Raw genomic sequence first — 16,338 nt, 5'->3', positions numbered from 1 at the left:
GGGGCCGGTGAAGCGATGGTTGGGCTCGCGGCATGCCAGACTCCGGAGGTATGACTCGACACGTTCGCCTTACCGCCGCCATCACGCATGAGGACGACGGATACGTGGCCCGATGCCTCGAAGTCGAAGTGGCCAGCCAAGGGGAGACATTTGAAGAGGCGCTGGCCAATCTGCGTGAGGCGCTGGAGCTGTACTTCGAGGACGAGCCGGTGCCGGATGTCCACGACGTGATCACCGCGCCCGTCGAGGTTCGAGTCGCGTGAGCCCCGCTCTTCCCCGGGGGCTTTCCGGGATGCAGGTTGCCAAGGCTCTTGCCCGTGGTGGGTTCGAGCATATTTCCACCCGAGGCAGTCACGCCAAGTACCGTAAAGGCGAACGAACTGCGATCGTTCCGCTGCACGCTGAACTTAAGCCGGGTCTCCTGAGCTCGATTCTCCGTCAGGCTGACTGGGACGTCGACACCTTGCTGCTCAATCTATGACGAAGCGGCCTCTCCCGGCGCCGCCCGGCCTACGCCCGCACCGTGGCCCGGCGTCGCTCCACCAGCGCCCGCCGGGTCGCGTAGAGCGTGATCGAGGAGGCCGCGACCATCGCCGCCAGGCCGAGTACGACCGTGCCTGCCCAACCCCCCGACCGGTAGGCGAACGCGCCCACCGCGCCGCCGAGTGAACTCCCCGCGTAGTACGCGGTCTGGTAGAGGGCCGAAGCCTGCGCGCGGCCGGTCTGTGCGGTGCGGCTCACCGAGGACGAGGCCACCGCGTGGCCCGCGAAGAAGCCCGCGGTGATCAGGACCAGGCCCAGTAGCACGGTCACCAGGGAACTCGTCAGGGAGAGCAGCAGGCCGAGCGTGGTGGTGCCCATCGCCAGGTAGAGCGCCCCGCGCCGGCCCAGCCGGGCGACGAGGCTGCCCGCGGCGGCCGAGGAGGCCGTACCCACCAGGTAGACCAGGAAGATGGAGCCGACGACGCCCTGCGGCAGCGAGAACGGCGCCCCGGCCAGCCGGTAGCCGATGACCGTGTAGACCGCGCCGAAGACGGTCATGAAGAGCGCGCCGATCGCATACAGCCGCAGCAGCAGCGGGTCCGACAGGTGCCCGCCGAGGGTGCGGGCCAGCGCCCGCGGGGCGATCGAACCCGGCGTGAAATGGCGGGCCTTGGGGATCATCAGCCGGAAGACCACCGCGCACGCCACGGCCATCACCCCGACCGCCGCGAGCCCCGCGCGCCAGCCCCAGGCCTGGGTGATCCAGCCGGAGAGGATACGGCCGGACATGCCGCCGATCGCATTGCCCGCCACAAACAGCCCGACCGCGCCGACCAGGGCCTTCGGCCGTACCTCCTCCGCCAGGTACGCCATCGCCGATGCGGGCACGCCCGCCAGCGCGGCGCCCTGGACCGCGCGCAGCGCGATCAGGGTGCCCAGATCGGGGGCGAACGGGACGAGCAGGCCCAGCAGCGCGGCGACACACAGCGAGGCGGTCATCATGGTGCGCCGCCCATGGCGCTCGGAGAGCGCGCTGAGCGGGACGACCGCCAGGGCGAGGCCGCCGGTCGCGGCGGAGACGGTCCAGGACGCCTGGTCGGGGGTCACCCCGAGGTCGTCGGAGATCGCGGGCAGCAGCGCCTGGGTGGCATAGAGCAGGGCGAAGGTCGCCAGGCCGGCGGCGAAGAGCGCGAAGCTCATCCGGCGGTAGCCGGGGCCGCCGGGCAGCAGCCGGGAGTCATCGGAGGGGCCGGGGGACGACGGGGTGGAGGCATCCGCGCGCACGGCGACGGCGGATGCCCCGGTATCGGCAGCAGGCATGAACAAACCGTATGCACGCTGCATTTGATGCGTCCAATGCACAGAACGGCGATAATCCATCCCATGGCGCATGAGTACAGGTCAGGGCGGTCCACGTCACCGCATGGCAACGAAAAAGACATCTCGGTTACAGCCGACATCGAGGCGGATTCCTGGGCGTCGGCCCTTACCCCGCGCCTCGCCCAGTTTGTCGCGGTCGCCCGCCACGAGCATGTCACCCGGGCCGCCGGGCGGCTGGGCATGCCCCAGTCCACGGTCAGCCGGTCAATGGCCCGCCTCGAACAGGACCTGGGCGTCACGCTGTTCGCCCGGCGCGGCCGTACGGTCTCCCTCACCCCCGCGGGCCGCACCTTCCTCGGCTCCGTCGAACGGGCCCTGGCGGAGGTCGAGCGCGCCGCGGAGTCCGTACGGGCCGACGCCGATCCGGCCGCCGGAAAGGTCGCGTTCGGGTTTCTGCACACCCTGGGCCCGGAGACCGTACCCGAACTCATCCGCGCCTTCCGGGCCGGGCACCCGAGGGTGCGGTTCCAACTGGTGCAGAACTATGGCGAGGCCATGCTGGAGCGGCTGCGGAACGGGGAGCTCGACCTGTGCCTCACCTCGCCCGTGCCGGATGCGCCGGACCTGGTGGCCCGGCGGCTCGACGAGCAGAAGCTGCGGCTGGTGGTGCCGGAGGACCACCCGCTCGCGGCACGCAAGCGGGTACGGCTGGCCGAGGCCGCCGCCGAGTGGTTCGTCACCCTGGAACCCGGATACGGGCTGCGCCGGATCACCGACGCGGTGTGCGCGGAGGCGGGGTTCACGCCCCGGGTGGCCTTCGAGGGCGAGGAGGCCGAGACCCTGCGCGGCCTGGTGGCCGCCGGTCTCGGAGTGGCGCTGCTGCCGCCACCGGCGGTGCCCCGCCCGGGCGTGGTGGAGCTCACGGTCACCGCACCGCGCGCGGTCCGGGAGATCGGGGTCGCCTGGCCCGCCGGGCAGCCCGACACCCCGCCCGTCGCGGCCTTCAAACGCTTTCTGCTCTCCCGCAGAGGACAGCTGTTGCACCGGTGAGTCATAAATCCGCGTCAAACCCCGCCGGGCGGCCCGGCGTCCTCCCGCTGTCCTCCGGCGCCGCCGGCACGGTCCGGCTCACCCTCAACCCCGGCCGGTATGTCCTGGTGGACTGACTCAAGGACGCCCAGGACGGCGTGATGCTCGCCAAGAAGGGCCAGTACCAGGTCATCCAGGTCCAGCCCTGGCCAATACGCCCTGATCAATACCCCAGTGACGCCCCGAACCCGGCGGCCAGCGGCATCCGCAGACCCAGCGGGGGCGGCGCGGCCAGGGCGTCGGCCACCGGACGGGCATAGTGGTGGCCGAAGAGCGAACCACGGACGAAGTCCGCGGCCAGCGCCAGCACTTCGGACCGGTGCTGGCGCAGGCCATGGCCGTCGGAGTGCACCTCGAACCGGCACACATCCCGGTTGACCTTCTTGGCCCGCTCGGCCAGCCGGAAGGACAGATCGGGGTCGGTGCGCTCGTCGTCGGTGCCATGGACGAGCAGCACCCGCCGCCCCGCGAGCTGCCGCACCGGATCCGGGTCGAGCACCGCCTCGGGCTCCGGCAGCCAGGGCGCGATGGCCAGCACACAGGCCACCGCCGGATGGCCCGCGGCGCGCAGCGCGGCCCGGGCGCCCATGCCCGTACCGACCAGGCACACCGGTACGTCGCCATAGCGGCGCACCACCTCGTCCGCCGCCCACACCACGTCGTGCACCGGATGGGCAGCGGAACCGTTCCACCCGTTCCAGCGGTACCGCACCACATGCGTGACCAGCCCGTCCGCGGCACCCGCGCGGATCAGGCGGCGGGCCAGCGGCCGTTGGGCGGCGAGCACCAGGGGCGAGGGGCGGCGGCTCCCGCTGGCCCGGCCGCCCGGGAGGACCAGCGCCACCCCGTGCACGGTGGCCAGGGGACGCCCGCTGCCGAGTGGCCTGCCGAGGCGAGCCGACGCTTGCTGAGCCATGGCAGACAACGATGGCAGAAGGCCGGCCGCAGGCCATCCCGCCGATGGGTCACCGTTCCGTATCGTTCGCCGGGCCCGCTGATATCTACGCGCGTAGGGGCTAGAGTGCCGAAATGACGAGCGAGACCACCGCACAACCCACCCCCGAACAGATCCGGAGCGCGCCCAAGGTGCTGCTCCACGACCACCTCGACGGCGGCCTGCGCCCCGGCACCATCGTCGAACTCGCCCGCGAGACCGGCTATGACCGTCTCCCCGAGACCGACCCCGACAAGCTGGGCATCTGGTTCCGGGAGGCCGCCGACTCCGGTTCGCTGGAGCGCTACCTGGAGACCTTCGCCCACACCTGCGCCGTCATGCAGACCCGGGACGCCCTGGTCCGGGTGGCCGCCGAGTGCGCCGAGGACCTGGCCGAGGACGGCGTCGTCTACGCCGAGGTGCGCTACGCCCCCGAGCAGCACCTGGAGGCCGGACTCACGCTCGAAGAGGTCGTCGAGGCCGTCAACGAGGGCTTCCGCGAGGGTGAGCGCCGGGCCAGGGCCAATGGCCACCGCATCCGGGTCGGCGCGCTGCTCACCGCCATGCGGCACGCAGCCCGCGCCCTGGAGATCGCCGAACTCGCCAACCGCTACCGCGACTTGGGCGTGGTGGGCTTTGACATCGCCGGTGCCGAGGCGGGCTTCCCGCCCACCCGGCACCTGGACGCGTTCGAGTACCTCAAGCGCGAGAACAACCACTTCACCATTCACGCCGGCGAGGCCTTCGGACTGCCGTCCATCTGGCAGGCACTGCAGTGGTGCGGCGCCGACCGGCTCGGCCACGGGGTGCGCATCATCGACGACATCGAGGTCGCCGAGGACGGCACCGTCACGCTCGGGCGGCTGGCCTCCTATGTGCGCGACAAGCGCATTCCGCTGGAGATGTGCCCCACCTCCAACCTCCAGACGGGTGCGGCGAGTTCCTATGAGGAGCACCCGATCGGGCTGCTGCGCAAACTGCATTTCCGGACGACGGTGAATACCGATAATCGTCTGATGAGCGGTACCAGCATGAGCCTGGAATTCGAGCACCTGGTGAAGTCGTTCGGTTACACGCTGGATGACATGCAGTGGTTCTCCGTCAATGCCATGAAGTCCGCCTTCATCCCATTCGATGAACGTCTCGCCATGATCAATGACGTGATCAAGCCGGGTTACGCGGAGTTGAAGTCCGAGTGGCTGTTCCGGCAGACGGCGACCACGGCCACGGTGACCAGCGCTTTGGACCAGGAGAACGGTTGACGGCAACACCGTCGCGAATATCAATGACACGGCCGGGACTCAAGGAGTCCCGGCCGTGTCATTGTGTGGGGACCGTCGTTCTCGTGACTAGGTTGCAAAGCCGCGCACAATTCCCGGACATTCACCCCGTCACTGAGGACAGATTCCATATGAAGCAGGGAACCATCAAGTCTCTCGGCGTCGCCGCCCTCGGTGCCGTCGTCGCCACCGGCGCGGCCGGCACGGCCTCGGCCGCGGGCCCCGTCGAGCAGGTGGCCACCACGACCGCGTCCCTGACCCGGCAGCTCCCCATCGAGGAGGTCTCCACGGTGGTGCCGGGCGGCCCGGTCCTGACCGCCACCAACCGCACCATCGGGTCCTCGGCGTTCAAGAGCGCGGCGCAGGCGCTGGACAAGGCGCTGGTCAACAAGAAGACTCACAAGACCGTCAAGACCCAGCCCACGGAGGCGGCTCCGGCGCCGGCCAAGGCGGCCCCGGCCGGGCAGGCCGCGCCGGCGGCCCCGCGGGCGGCGGCCGTTCCGGCGGACGCCAAGGGCAACGGCGGGCTGCTGGGCGCGCTGAACGTCGCCAAGTCGCTGCCCATCGCCCTTCCCACCAACGGCATTTCCACCCCGGGCCCGGGTGGCCACTGACGGCGGACGGAACGCCATCGCGCGGCCGCGCACCCCCGCATCGCGGGGTGCGCGGCCGCTGCGGCTCCGGCGGCCCGGAAGGCCGGGCGGAGCGTTGTACAGGCGCCGGGGGGCTCGTGCCGACCCGTCGGACACGCCCTACGGGGCGACCTTGATCCTGGGGATCGTGGGGGTCAGCCCCTGGGACGGCTCCTCCCGGCGCCGGACTCGCGGGGTGCGGGACTCCCCCCGCCGCCGGAGCCCCCTCCGTACCGCGGGGACGATCGCCAGGTGGGCGAGTATCACACCGGTGATGTTCAGCAACAGCGCGTCCAGATCCAGGACCTGGCCCACCACCCCGCTGCGTACGGCCTGCAGCACCAGCGAGATCATCGCGCTGGTGAAGACCGTACGGGCCAGCGACCCCAGCGGGGAGACCACGATCCGGCCGCCGGCCCAGGGCAGCAGCACCCCCAGCGGGGCGAACGGCAGCACCCCGGCGCCGATCGCACGCGCCGCCTGCCAGGGACCGAGCGCCAGGTCGGCACGGAGCGTGGCGAACGGCTCCATGTGCGCGGCGGTCACCCAGGGCGCCGTCAGCGGGCGCAGAGCCAGCCAGCCCACCACAAGCACATGGGCCGCCAGAAGTAAACGGCCCGTGATGCGGTAGCGGTATCGGAGGACGGGCGTACCGCCGTAACCATGACGCTGCACGCACCTCAGGACGCGGCGCGCGGGGCGCGCGGTTCCGCCTCCGGGTACGCAGCGTCAGCGCCCTCTACCGGACGGGGGCGCCCTGCAGGCTGTTCTCCGGGTGGGCGCGGGTTTCGTCCGTACAGGTGTAGCCTCTCGGCTCGTCGCCGCCCGGACCGCCGAGGATCACCGTGCGCTTGCCGCCGGCCGCGGCGGTGCCGGCATAGGTGCACACCAGCTGGGCCAGCGCGACCGGCGCCAGCTCGTCCGGCGGCGAGCTCAGCCGCAGTGTGCCGGGCGGGTCGTTCCCATGGGGCGGCTGCACATTCAGCCGCGGGGGCACATCGGTGGAGAAGCCGACCTCGTCCTCGGCGGGCGAGGGCTGCCGGCGCAGCTCGTCCAGCAGCGCCTGGGCCACGCCCAGCGCACCGGAGTGGCCGGGCAGCGCGATGATCCGGGTGACGGGCTGCAACTGCGAGGTGCAGACCAGCTGTACGGGCATGGTGACGGTGCCCGCCGACGCCGTGGCCTGGACGCCCGGGCGCACCCGGCAGGTCGCCCGGGAGGGCGCGCTCCCGGCGTCCACCGGTACCGAGGTGCCCCGGATTCCGCATCCGGCGACGGCGCACAGCACCACCGCCAGTACCGTGCCGCGCGCCGCACGCCTCACCGTGCGCCCCCTTCGGTGGTGCCGTTCTCGGCGATGACCGAGGCGTCGCGCGGCAGGCTGAGGGTGAACACCGCACCGCCCTCGGGGGAGTTCGCCGCGGTGATCTCGCCACCGTGGATATGGGCGTTCTCCAGCGCGATGGACAGGCCGAGACCGCTGCCCTCGGAACGCGGACGGGAGGCGCTCGCCTTGTAGAAGCGGTCGAAGACATGCGGCAGCACATCCTCGGGAATGCCCGGGCCGTGGTCGCGCACCTCGATGGTCAGCCGGTCGTCCACCGGACGCACGGACACCCGCACCGGGGACCCGCCGTGCTTGAGCGCATTGCCGACCAGATTGGCGAGGATGACGTCCAGGCGGCGCGGGTCGAGCCGGGCCATGATGCCGCGCTCGGCGTCCAGTTCCACCGCGTCCAGCCAGGCGCGGGCGTCGATGCAGGCGGTCACCTGGTCCGCGACGTCCACATCGTCCAGGACCAGGCGGGCCGTGCCCGCGTCGAAGCGGGTGACCTCCATCAGGTTCTCCACCAGGTCGTTCAGCCGCCGGGTCTCGCTCACCACCAGCTGCACCGCGGGCGCGATCATCGGGTCGAGGGAGTCCTCCTCGTCCTCCAGCACCTCGGTCACGGCGGTGATCGCGGTCAGCGGGGTGCGCAGCTCGTGGGACATGTCGGCGACGAAGCGCCGGCTCGCGGACTCCCGCCCGCTCAGCTCCTCGACCCGCTTCTCCAGCGACTCCGCGGTCTTGTTGAACGTCCGTGACAGCTCGGCCAGTTCGTCCGTCCCCGAGACCTGCAGCCGGGTGTCCAGCTTCCCCTCGCCCAGCCTGCGCGCCGCCTCGCCCAGCCGCTGTACGGGCCGCAGCACCGTGGAGGCGGCCGCCTGGGCGAGCAGGGCGGAGCCGATCAGGGCCAGCCCGGTGGCGATGCCCAGCGACCAGGCCAGGGAGTTGAGGTCGGCCCGCTCGTTCTCCAGGGACTTGAGCAGATAGCCGGTGGGGCCGCCGCCGATCACCTTGGCACCGCCGACCAGATACGGCTTGCCGTCGAGGGTGATCCGCTGCCAGTACAGGTGGTAGGGGTAGGGGTTGGACTCGTCGACCTTGCGCTGCCGGTTGACCGCGGTGACCAGGGTCTGCGGCACCACCTTGAGGGTGAACAGGTCCCGGTTGGAGAGCGCGGTGCAGTCCCCGCCGCCGCTGACCTTGCCGATCAGCAGCACCTCGTACTTCTGCGAGGTCGCCGCCATCCGGTCGGCGGCCTCCTGCAGCTCCAGGCAGCTGGGTGTCTGGGGCAGCGAACCGGTGTTGTCCTGGAGGGACTTGCGGAAGTCGTCCAGCGCGGCATTCTGGGTGCGGGTGAGGACCGCATCCCGGTTGAGCCAGTATGCGATCGCGGACGCCGAGACGGCGGCCGCCAGGGCCACCAGCGCGAAGACCAGCATCAGCCGCAGCCGCAGGCTGATCCATCGCAGGCTGAGTCCCATGACGTTCCCGGACGTCGCCCAGCCCCGTACCCGACCGGGCTCTTCAGTCACTGTGCGCTCTCTGTGCCGTCGTTCACTGTGGGGAGTCCAGGCGGTAGCCGACCCCGCGGACCGTACGGATCAGGGTGGGGGAGGACGGTACGTCCTCGACCTTCGCCCGCAGCCGCTGTACGCAGGCGTCCACCAGCCGTGAGTCCCCCAGATAGTCGTGCTCCCACACCAGTCTGAGCAGCTGCTGCCGGGACAGCGCCTGACCCGGCCGGCGGCTCAGCTCCAGCAGCAGCCGCAGCTCGGTCGGGGTCAGCTGGAGGTCCTCGCCGTTCTTGGTCACCGTCATCGCCGACCGGTCGATCACCAGTGAGCCGAAGGTCGCCGAGTCGCTGGACTCCCGCTCGCCCCGGCGCAGCACCGCGCGGATCCGGGCGTCCAGCACCCGCCCCTGCACCGGCTTGACGACATAGTCGTCCGCGCCCGATTCCAGGCCGACCACGACGTCGATGTCGTCGTTGCGGGCGGTGAGCAGAATGATCGGCAGCTGGTCGGTGCGGCGGATGCGGCGGCACACCTCGAAGCCGTCGATCCCCGGCAGCATGACGTCCAGCACGATCAGGTCCGGCCGCTGCTCGCGCAGCATCTTCAGGCCGTCCTCACCGGTCGCCGCGGTCACCACCCGGTGACCCTGGCGGGACAGGGAGAACTCGAGGGCCGTGCGGATGGCGTCGTCGTCCTCGATCAGCAACAGGAAAGGCACGGTGGCCATTCTGGCCTACGACAGGCCGGTAGTTCGACTTCCCCTGCTGCGTTCCCGGTCGCGGGCGGCCGCCCGCGCCTTTGTTCCCGCCGCGCGGCCTGCTCTGTTGCAGGGCTGTGACAGTCGGCGGACAGCGCCATGAAACTGGCCCGGCAGGCTTTTGGTCACCGGGCAGTCGAGAGGTCCGGATCGACCAGCGGACCTGATTGGCTCCACGACGGGGGGCGCGAGATGAACACACTGCACAGCACCACCACCGGCGCAGTGCGCACGCGCCTGCACGACGCGGGCCGCACTCCGAGCCTGGAGAAGTCCGGTGTCGCCGGGAGCACCGCCCTGCTCGAGCGGAGCCGGGAGCTCGGCGGCGGCCGGGGGTGCGCTCGCGGCACCGGACGCGGCCGGACCCAGGGCGTGTACCTCACTGCCATCGACGCCGCCGTCCACGGGGAACCCGCGGAGAGCACCGCCGAGCAGGACACCTCGCGGGCGGAGGCGGAGTTCACCGCCTACGTCCAGGAGCGCCGCGCCGCCCTGTTCGCGACCGCCTACCACCTCACCGGTGACCGTTACGAGGCGGAGGACCTGCTGCAGAGCGCGCTCTTCTCCACGTACCGCGCCTGGGACCGGATCACCGACAAGGCGGCCGTCGGCGGCTATCTGCGCCGCACCATGACCAATCTGCACATCAGCGCCTGGCGTCGGCGCAAGCTCAACGAGTACCCGACCGAGGAACTGCCGGAGACGGTGGGCGAGCAGGACGCGATGCGCGGCACCGAACTGCGCGCCGTGCTCTGGCAGGCACTGGCCCGGCTGCCCGAGCTCCAGCGCACCATGCTGGTGCTCCGCTACTACGAGGGCCGTACCGACCCGGAGATCGCGGAGATCCTCGGCATCAGCGTGGGAACGGTCAAGAGCAGCATCTGGCGCTCGCTGCGCCGGCTGCGCGAGGACGAGGTCATCGGCTCCGGCCGGGGCGTCGAGGAGTCGTTCGGCGAGCTGGTGGCCTGACACGACGGTCCCGTGGGATGCGGGACAAAGGACCGGGGGGAACGGGGGAGCAGGGGGGAACGGGGGAAGAGAGCGGGCGGACAGCCGGGGGGCCTGTCCGCCCGCTCTCGCGTTCCTAGGTTGTCTGGCGGGCGTGTTCGCGGCGCCCCGCGGCCGCGGCGGCTATGCGGCCCATTGCGGTGTCCTTGCAGCAGGGGTGTGCGCCCAGGGCGATGTGCCGGGCCACGATGGAGCGTTCGCCGCGCATCAGCCGCAGGCCGCGGCGGAGCAGGTAGAACACCGGCTTGCGGGCCTCGCGCAGATCGCGCGCCAGCCTGCGCCGGAAGGTCGTGCCGGCGCGGCCGCGCAGACACAGTGCGTCGGCGAGGTGACCCAACTCACGGCAGCGGCCGATGAGATCGGCGGCGAAGATGCCCTCCGCGATGAACAGCGAGGTACGTCCGATGTCCAGCGTGCTCCGTCCGGTGCGCGAGCTGGTGGCGATGTCATAACGCGGCACCACGGTCCGGGAGGTGCGGCACAGGGCGTCGATCGCCGCCATCGCCGCGTCCGCGTCCCAGGACAGCGGCGAGTCCCAGTCGGCGCCCGAACCGTCCGGCAGCCGGGGCAGCGTCGGGTCGGTCCCCTCCTTGTAGAAGTCGTCCAGGTTGAGGACCGGCAGGCCGGTACGGGCGGCGAGGGACGATTTTCCGGAACCGGATGGACCGGTCAGCAGGATCACGCGTGCGGATGGTGGAGACGGTGCGGATGATGCGGAGGGCGGCAGGGAAGTCACGGAACACCAGTGTGAAGCATTGGGCCGCTTGAGGGATCCCCCCGGGTTGGGATGTGCGCGAAGTGTCACTGGTCAACTACGCTGCGTCGCTGAACGTTTAAAGCGGCGTTGAAAACTCTCCCATCCCTCTCACCTCGGCAGGTGGTCATGGCCTCGCACGCACGTCACGCACGTCACGCTCGTCCTTCCTCCTCACACTCAGCACGCCTCCCGCGCACCCTGGTGCTCGCCGGGTTGACCGCGTCCGCGGGTGCCGCCCTTGTCGCCGGTGCGGCGGCGGAGGCGAGCGCGGCGGCTCCGGTCACCGCGTCCTTCGGCCGCACGGACGTCATGGCGGCCGTCGACGGGACGCACACGGCACTGCAGAAGTCCGTCGCGGGGCTGACGCCGGTGCTGAGAACGCTCCCGGTCAACCCGCTGGCCAACACCGGCGTCGACCCGCTGAACAACTCGGTCGGCACGAAGGTCGCCGACTTCAAGCCGATGAGCTCGCAGACGCTGACCGGCCCGCTGTCGGTCGAGGGCGGCAAGGTGCAGAACCTGCCGGTGGCGGGCGGCGCGCTCAAGCAGTTGCTGCCGTAGGGAGCGGGCGCCCGCCCGCTCCCCACGGCGGGGGACTCAGTAGGACGAGCCCCCCGCGCCCAGCGAACCCGTGGGGTGCCAGACGGTCTTCGTCTCCAGGAAGGCCGTCAGCCGGTCCGTACCCGGTGCCGCGGACCAGTCCACAGGCTGTGGACGGAGCGCGCGCTTGAGGTTGTCGGCCGCGGCGATCTCCAGGGCCTTGGCCAGCTCCGCTTCCGCGCCGGCCAGGTCGATCGCATTGACGTCCTGGTGTGCGGCGAGGGTCGGGGCGATCTCCGCCGTCCTGCCGGAGAGGATGTTGACCACGCCGCCCGGCAGGTCCGAGGTGGCCAGCACCTCGCCCAGTGACAGCGCGGGGAGCGGGGACTTCTCGGCGGCGATCACGATCGCCGTGTTGCCGGCGGCGATCACCGGGGCGATCACCGAGACCAGGCCGAGGAACGACGATTCCTGGGGGGCCAGCACGGCCACCACGCCGGTCGGTTCGGGGGTCGAGACATTGAAGAACGGGCCGGCGACCGGGTTGGTGCCCCCGGCGATCTGGGCGATCTTGTCGGTCCAGCCCGCGTACCAGACCCAGCGGTCGATCGCCGCGTCGACCTGGGCCGTGGCCTTGCCCTTGGCCAGGCCCTCGGCGTCGGCGACCTCGATGATGAACTGGTCGCGGCGGCCCTCCAGCATCTCGGCGATGCGGTAGAGGATCTGGCCGCGGTTGTACGCGGTCGCGGACGACCAGGCACCGAACGCCTTGCGCGCGGCGACCACCGCGTCGCGGGCGTCCTTGCGGGAGGACAGCGGCGCGTTGGCCAGCCAGTTGTCCCGGGAATCGGTCACCTCGTACACCCGTCCGCTCTCGGACCGGGGGAACTTGCCCCCGACGAACAGCTTGTAGGTCTTGAAGACGCTGAGCCGATCAGACATCGAGGTAGGCCTCCAGACCGTGGCGGCCGCCTTCGCGGCCGAAGCCCGACTCCTGGTAACCGCCGAAGGGCGAGGTCGGGTCGAACTTGTTGAATGTGTTGGCCCAGACGACGCCGGCGCGGAGCTTGCCCGCCACGGCGAGCATGCGGGAACCCTTCTCGGTCCAGATGCCGGCGGAGAGGCCGTACTGCGAGTTGTTGGCCTTGGCCACCGCCTCGGCCGGGGTGCGGAAGGTCAGGACGGAGAGTACGGGGCCGAAGATCTCCTCGCGGGCGATCCGGTGCGCCTGGGTGACATGGGTGAAGAGGGTGGGCGCGAACCAGTAGCCGACGGCGGGCAGTTCGCAGGACGGGGCCCAGCGCTCGGCGCCCTCGGCCTCGCCGCTGTCGGCGAGGGCCTTGATGCGGGCCAGCTGCTCGGCGGAGTTGATGGCGCCGATGTCGGTGTTCTTGTCCAACGGGTCGCCCACGCGGAGCGTGGACATGCGGCGCTTGAGGGCGTCGAGGAGTTCGTCCTGGATGGACTCCTGGACCAGGAGCCGCGAGCCCGCGCAGCAGACCTGGCCCTGGTTGAAGAAGATGCCGTTGACGATGCCCTCGACCGCCTGGTCGATGGGGGCGTCGTCGAAGACGATGTTCGCGCCCTTGCCGCCCAGCTCGAGGGTCAGCTTCTTGTCCGTACCGGCGACGGTACGGGCGATTTCCTTGCCGACGGCGGTGGAGCCGGTGAAGGCCACCTTGTCGACGCCCGGATGCGCGACCAGCGCGGCGCCGGTGGAGCCGTCGCCGGTGAGGATGTTGACAACGCCCTTGGGGAGACCGGCCTGGCGGCAGATGTCCGCGAAGAAGAGGGCGGAGAGGGGCGTCGTCTCGGCGGGCTTGAGGACGACCGTGTTGCCCGTGGCGAGGGCCGGGGCGATCTTCCAGGCCAGCATGAGGAGCGGGAAGTTCCAGGGGATGACCTGGCCCGCGACGCCCAGCGGGCGGGGGTCGGGACCGAATCCGGCGTGGCCGAGCTTGTCGGCCCAGCCCGCGTAGTAGAAGAAGTGCGCGGCGACCAGGGGGAGATCGGCGTCCCGGGTCTCGCGGATCGGCTTGCCGTTGTCCAGGGTCTCCAGGACGGCCAGCTCACGGGCGCGCTCCTGGATGATGCGGGCGATGCGGAAGAGGTACTTGGCCCGCTCGGAGCCGGGCAGCGCGGACCACTTCTCAAATGCCTTGCGGGCGGCCTTGACCGCCCGGTCGACATCCTCCGCGGTGGCCCGGGTGTACTCGGAGAGCACTTCTTCGGTGGCCGGGGAGACCGTCTTGCCGAGACCCCCACCCGGGCTCTCGGCGAACTCCCCGTCGATGAAGAGGCCGTACGACGGGGCGATGTCGACGATCGCGCGCGACTCGGGCGCGGGAGCGTACTCGAATGCCATGTGTCAGTCCACCGTAACGTAGTCAGGACCGGAGTAACGCCCGGTGCTCAGCTTCTGGCGCTGCATCAGCAGGTCGTTGAGGAGGCTGGAGGCGCCAAAGCGGAACCAGTGGTTGGTCAGCCATTCCTCGCCCACGGTCTCGTTGACCAGCACCAGGAACTTCAGCGCGTCCCTGGTGGTGCGGATGCCTCCGGCGGGCTTCACCCCGACCTGTACCCCGGTGGCGGCCCGGAAGTCGCGGACCGCCTCCAGCATCAGCAGGGTGTTGGCCGGGGTGGCGTTCACCGCGACCTTGCCGGTGGAGGTCTTGATGAAGTCGGCGCCCGCGAGCATCCCGAGCCAGGAGGCGCGGCGGATGTTGTCGTACGTCGAGAGCTCGCCGGTCTCGAAGATGACCTTCAGACGGGCGTTGCCGCAGACCTGCTTGACGGCCTTGATCTCCTCGAAGACGGACAGGTAGCGGCCGGCCAGGAACGCGCCCCGGTCGATCACCATGTCGATCTCGTCCGCGCCCGCGGCGACGGCGTCCCGGGTGTCCGCCAGCTTGACCGGCAGCGCGGCGCGGCCCGCGGGGAACGCGGTGGCCACCGACGCGACCTTGACCTCCGAGCCCCGCAGGGCCCCGGCCGCCGTCGCCGCCATGTCGGGGTAGACGCAGACGGCCGCGGTGCGGGGGGTTTCGCGGTCGGTGGGGTCGGGGTTGAGGGCCTTGGCGCACAACGCCCGGACCTTGCCCGGGGTGTCCGCGCCCTCCAGGGTCGTCAGGTCGATCATCGAGATCGCCAGGTCGATGGCATAGGCCTTCGCCGTGGTCTTGATCGAGCGGGTGCCGAGCGTTGCAGCGCGGGCCTCGAGCCCGACCGGATCGACCCCCGGGAGTCCGTGCAGGAAGCGGCGCAGCGCACCGTCGGAGGCGGTCACGTCTGCCATCGACGCCAGTCGCTCCGCGGCTTCATTGCCGGAGGAGGGGACCTCCGTGGAAGGATTCATGGTCACCGGATGAGCATATCTACGCGCGTAGCGTGTGTCACCCCTTGTGCAAAGCGGGTGTGACCACTCCGCTCGCTGTCGACATTCCATGACATACAGGGGATTGTGCAATGACAAATGATCAATCTGGAACCTGAAGGTCCTGGACGCCAAGCACCCGCAGGTCCTGGCCGGTGAGCACAAGGGCCACCAGGACTACCTGATCAAGCTGAACCCGCGTACCGGCGTGGTCACCGTCCTCAACGACAAGGGCGGCCCCCTCCGATAACCCGCAGCAGCCAAGAGGGCGGACCGTCGGCCACGACGGTCCGCTCCGTCAAGTGCACAGCGTTGCCGTACTGCAATGTCAGGCATCGAAACGGTCCGGCAGAATCGGGCGCATGACTAGCTCCCCCAAGGCGCCGAACCAGGAATACGCCGATCGGTGCTACCGCTCCTCCGCCGGGATCGGCAGCGGTGTGCTGCTGCTGGCGCTCATGGGCTGGCTGGGCGGCGATGCGATCGTGCGCGGCGAGGGACGCACGCCATGGCTCGCGCTCGCGGGTCTGCTGTTCGCGGTGCCGCTGGTGATCGCCTTTACGCTGCGGCCCGCGGTATGGGCGAACGAGGACCGGCTCCTGGTCCGCAACCCCTTCCGGACGATCACCTTGCCGTGGGCCTCGGTCGAGGCGGTCCGCGCGGGGTACTCCAGCGAGGTGCTCGCCGGGGGAAAGAAGTACCAGCTGTGGTCCATCCCGGTCTCGCTGCGGCAGCGGAAGCGGGTGACTCGGCGCGGGGCGCGGGCAGCGGCGGAGGACCCTTATGGATCCTCCGGCTCTGCATCGGGCTCCGCCGGGGGTGCTTTGCCGGGCGGGTCTGCACGGGGGAGCTCTGATCAGGCGATCCAGGATCTTCGCGAGCTGGCGGAACGGTGCGCTGCCCGCGAGTCGGCGCAGGGGGCGCCGGGTGTCCGGTGGGCGTATGAGGTGCTTGCGCCCGCGGGGGTGGGGGCGGTTCTGCTGGGGGTGCTGTTCGGGGTCGGGTAGGTTTCCGGCGTTCCGCCGGTGGGCGGGCACGCCCCTTCGGGGCGTTGGGATACCCACCCGCACCACCCGTTGCGCGCGTCCTGATTCGTTGAGCTCGTCGGCGGTGGTCGGCCACCGTCGGCGGTTTGACGGAGTCCGGGCGTCGGGGGCGAGGCGGGATGGGGCCTGGCAGGGCGTAAGGGTTATTTGCGGCGGCGATCCGGGCACCCAACACGCCCGAGCGCACCCGCCGTAAATAACCCAGCCCAGAAGGCCCCGGGGCCGGGGGGGGGGGGGGGGGGGGGGGGGGGGGGGGGGGGGGGGCGGGGGGGGGGGGG

At 70.9% G+C, this 16,338-nt stretch carries 18 protein-coding genes; 8 read left to right on the top strand and 10 right to left on the bottom strand.

Going from position 1 to position 16,338, the window contains the following annotated elements; all coding sequences use genetic code 11:
* The first annotated feature begins 50 nt into the window (after positions 1 to 50).
* Both ABCR83_RS14805 and ABCR83_RS14800 read left to right on the top strand, forming a co-directional pair.
* On the top strand, positions 51 to 263 hold the full coding sequence (locus ABCR83_RS14805) for a type II toxin-antitoxin system HicB family antitoxin (protein WP_462695442.1): 213 nt from the start codon (positions 51 to 53) through the stop codon (positions 261 to 263).
* 29 nt (positions 264 to 292) lie between these two features.
* Positions 293 to 481, top strand: a complete 189-nt coding sequence (locus tag ABCR83_RS14800) for a type II toxin-antitoxin system HicA family toxin (RefSeq protein ID WP_462695513.1) — start codon at positions 293 to 295, stop codon at positions 479 to 481.
* Between the two features lie 29 nt (positions 482 to 510).
* Here ABCR83_RS14800 and ABCR83_RS14795 read toward each other — a convergent pair whose 3' ends face one another.
* Positions 511 to 1,803 (bottom strand): MFS transporter, encoded by a 1,293-nt coding sequence (locus tag ABCR83_RS14795; RefSeq protein ID WP_462695441.1) that lies wholly within the window; start codon positions 1,801 to 1,803, stop codon positions 511 to 513.
* Positions 1,804 to 1,866: 63 nt separating this feature from the next.
* Here ABCR83_RS14795 and ABCR83_RS14790 point away from each other — a divergent pair, with 63 nt between their 5' ends.
* Positions 1,867 to 2,853 (top strand): LysR family transcriptional regulator, encoded by a 987-nt coding sequence (locus ABCR83_RS14790; RefSeq protein ID WP_462695440.1) that lies wholly within the window; start codon positions 1,867 to 1,869, stop codon positions 2,851 to 2,853.
* Positions 2,854 to 3,055: 202 nt separating this feature from the next.
* Here the strand turns inward: ABCR83_RS14790 and ABCR83_RS14785 are convergent, their stop codons facing one another.
* Positions 3,056 to 3,808: an alpha/beta hydrolase gene (locus ABCR83_RS14785; RefSeq protein WP_462695439.1), complete on the bottom strand. Its 753-nt coding sequence runs from the start codon at positions 3,806 to 3,808 to the stop codon at positions 3,056 to 3,058.
* Positions 3,809 to 3,921: 113 nt separating this feature from the next.
* On the opposite strand from ABCR83_RS14785, the gene ABCR83_RS14780 reads away from it, so the two are divergent.
* Together ABCR83_RS14780 and ABCR83_RS14775 are read left to right on the top strand one after the other, a co-directional pair.
* Complete coding sequence (locus ABCR83_RS14780; protein WP_462695438.1) at positions 3,922 to 5,088, top strand: adenosine deaminase; 1,167 nt, start codon at positions 3,922 to 3,924, stop codon at positions 5,086 to 5,088.
* 149 nt (positions 5,089 to 5,237) lie between these two features.
* On the top strand, positions 5,238 to 5,720 hold the full coding sequence (locus ABCR83_RS14775; protein ID WP_462695436.1) for a hypothetical protein: 483 nt from the start codon (positions 5,238 to 5,240) through the stop codon (positions 5,718 to 5,720).
* A gap of 138 nt (positions 5,721 to 5,858) precedes the next feature.
* Here ABCR83_RS14775 and ABCR83_RS14770 read toward each other — a convergent pair whose 3' ends face one another.
* The 4 genes from ABCR83_RS14770 to afsQ1 all read right to left on the bottom strand — a co-directional run bounded on the left by ABCR83_RS14770 (position 5,859) and on the right by afsQ1 (position 9,297).
* Entirely contained in the window at positions 5,859 to 6,413 is a 555-nt protein-coding gene (locus ABCR83_RS14770) for a VanZ family protein (RefSeq protein ID WP_462695434.1), read from the bottom strand.
* A gap of 64 nt (positions 6,414 to 6,477) precedes the next feature.
* Entirely contained in the window at positions 6,478 to 7,062 is a 585-nt protein-coding gene (locus ABCR83_RS14765) for a hypothetical protein (RefSeq protein ID WP_462695433.1), read from the bottom strand.
* Positions 7,059 to 8,546: an ATP-binding protein gene (locus tag ABCR83_RS14760; protein ID WP_462695432.1), complete on the bottom strand. Its 1,488-nt coding sequence runs from the start codon at positions 8,544 to 8,546 to the stop codon at positions 7,059 to 7,061. Before ABCR83_RS14760 ends, ABCR83_RS14765 begins: the two co-directional genes overlap by 4 nt.
* 73 nt (positions 8,547 to 8,619) lie before the next feature.
* Complete coding sequence (gene afsQ1, locus ABCR83_RS14755) at positions 8,620 to 9,297, bottom strand: two-component system response regulator AfsQ1 (protein WP_462695512.1); 678 nt, start codon at positions 9,295 to 9,297, stop codon at positions 8,620 to 8,622.
* A gap of 231 nt (positions 9,298 to 9,528) precedes the next feature.
* Between afsQ1 and ABCR83_RS14750 the strand changes: the two genes are divergently transcribed.
* The gene (locus ABCR83_RS14750; protein WP_462695431.1) at positions 9,529 to 10,305 is read left to right on the top strand and encodes a SigE family RNA polymerase sigma factor; all 777 of its coding nucleotides are present in this window, start codon (positions 9,529 to 9,531) and stop codon (positions 10,303 to 10,305) included.
* A 115-nt stretch (positions 10,306 to 10,420) separates the two neighbouring features.
* Here the strand turns inward: ABCR83_RS14750 and ABCR83_RS14745 are convergent, their stop codons facing one another.
* On the bottom strand, positions 10,421 to 11,080 hold the full coding sequence (locus ABCR83_RS14745) for an ATP-binding protein (protein ID WP_462695430.1): 660 nt from the start codon (positions 11,078 to 11,080) through the stop codon (positions 10,421 to 10,423).
* 234 nt (positions 11,081 to 11,314) lie between these two features.
* On the opposite strand from ABCR83_RS14745, the gene ABCR83_RS14740 reads away from it, so the two are divergent.
* Positions 11,315 to 11,662, top strand: a complete 348-nt coding sequence (locus ABCR83_RS14740) for a hypothetical protein (protein ID WP_462695429.1) — start codon at positions 11,315 to 11,317, stop codon at positions 11,660 to 11,662.
* Between the two features lie 36 nt (positions 11,663 to 11,698).
* Here the strand turns inward: ABCR83_RS14740 and ABCR83_RS14735 are convergent, their stop codons facing one another.
* The 3 genes from ABCR83_RS14735 to deoC are packed head-to-tail and all read right to left on the bottom strand — an operon-like array spanning position 11,699 to position 14,996.
* Complete coding sequence (locus tag ABCR83_RS14735; RefSeq protein WP_462695428.1) at positions 11,699 to 12,583, bottom strand: aldehyde dehydrogenase family protein; 885 nt, start codon at positions 12,581 to 12,583, stop codon at positions 11,699 to 11,701.
* Positions 12,576 to 14,006 carry an aldehyde dehydrogenase family protein gene (locus ABCR83_RS14730; RefSeq protein WP_462695427.1) on the bottom strand — a complete coding sequence of 477 codons (1,431 nt, stop codon included), beginning with the start codon at positions 14,004 to 14,006 and terminating at the stop codon, positions 12,576 to 12,578. Before ABCR83_RS14730 ends, ABCR83_RS14735 begins: the two co-directional genes overlap by 8 nt.
* Positions 14,007 to 14,009: 3 nt before the next feature.
* The gene (gene deoC, locus ABCR83_RS14725) at positions 14,010 to 14,996 is read right to left on the bottom strand and encodes a deoxyribose-phosphate aldolase (RefSeq protein ID WP_462695511.1); all 987 of its coding nucleotides are present in this window, start codon (positions 14,994 to 14,996) and stop codon (positions 14,010 to 14,012) included.
* Positions 14,997 to 15,376: 380 nt separating this feature from the next.
* Between deoC and ABCR83_RS14720 the strand changes: the two genes are divergently transcribed.
* Positions 15,377 to 16,021: a PH domain-containing protein gene (locus ABCR83_RS14720; RefSeq protein WP_462695426.1), complete on the top strand. Its 645-nt coding sequence runs from the start codon at positions 15,377 to 15,379 to the stop codon at positions 16,019 to 16,021.
* Positions 16,022 to 16,338 lie beyond the last annotated feature (317 nt).

The sequence above is a fragment of the Streptomyces xingningensis genome (genome assembly GCF_054957865.1).
Note: the sequence above shows the minus strand (reverse complement) of the source record. Positions and strands in the feature narration are given on the sequence as shown.

Excerpts from the sequence above, each read along its gene's own strand:
- ABCR83_RS14805 (WP_462695442.1), top strand. The coding sequence starts at position 51 with ATGACTCGACACGTTCGCCTTACCGCCGCCATCACGCATGAGGACGAC.
- ABCR83_RS14800 (WP_462695513.1), top strand. The coding sequence starts at position 293 with ATGCAGGTTGCCAAGGCTCTTGCCCGTGGTGGGTTCGAGCATATTTCC.
- ABCR83_RS14795 (WP_462695441.1), bottom strand. The coding sequence starts at position 1,803 with ATGCCTGCTGCCGATACCGGGGCATCCGCCGTCGCCGTGCGCGCGGAT.
- ABCR83_RS14790 (WP_462695440.1), top strand. The coding sequence starts at position 1,867 with ATGGCGCATGAGTACAGGTCAGGGCGGTCCACGTCACCGCATGGCAAC.
- ABCR83_RS14785 (WP_462695439.1), bottom strand. The coding sequence starts at position 3,808 with ATGGCTCAGCAAGCGTCGGCTCGCCTCGGCAGGCCACTCGGCAGCGGG.
- ABCR83_RS14780 (WP_462695438.1), top strand. The coding sequence starts at position 3,922 with ATGACGAGCGAGACCACCGCACAACCCACCCCCGAACAGATCCGGAGC.
- ABCR83_RS14775 (WP_462695436.1), top strand. The coding sequence starts at position 5,238 with ATGAAGCAGGGAACCATCAAGTCTCTCGGCGTCGCCGCCCTCGGTGCC.
- ABCR83_RS14760 (WP_462695432.1), bottom strand. The coding sequence starts at position 8,546 with ATGGGACTCAGCCTGCGATGGATCAGCCTGCGGCTGCGGCTGATGCTG.
- ABCR83_RS14750 (WP_462695431.1), top strand. The coding sequence starts at position 9,529 with ATGAACACACTGCACAGCACCACCACCGGCGCAGTGCGCACGCGCCTG.
- ABCR83_RS14735 (WP_462695428.1), bottom strand. The coding sequence starts at position 12,583 with ATGTCTGATCGGCTCAGCGTCTTCAAGACCTACAAGCTGTTCGTCGGG.
- ABCR83_RS14730 (WP_462695427.1), bottom strand. The coding sequence starts at position 14,006 with ATGGCATTCGAGTACGCTCCCGCGCCCGAGTCGCGCGCGATCGTCGAC.
- deoC (WP_462695511.1), bottom strand. The coding sequence starts at position 14,996 with ATGAATCCTTCCACGGAGGTCCCCTCCTCCGGCAATGAAGCCGCGGAG.
- ABCR83_RS14720 (WP_462695426.1), top strand. The coding sequence starts at position 15,377 with ATGACTAGCTCCCCCAAGGCGCCGAACCAGGAATACGCCGATCGGTGC.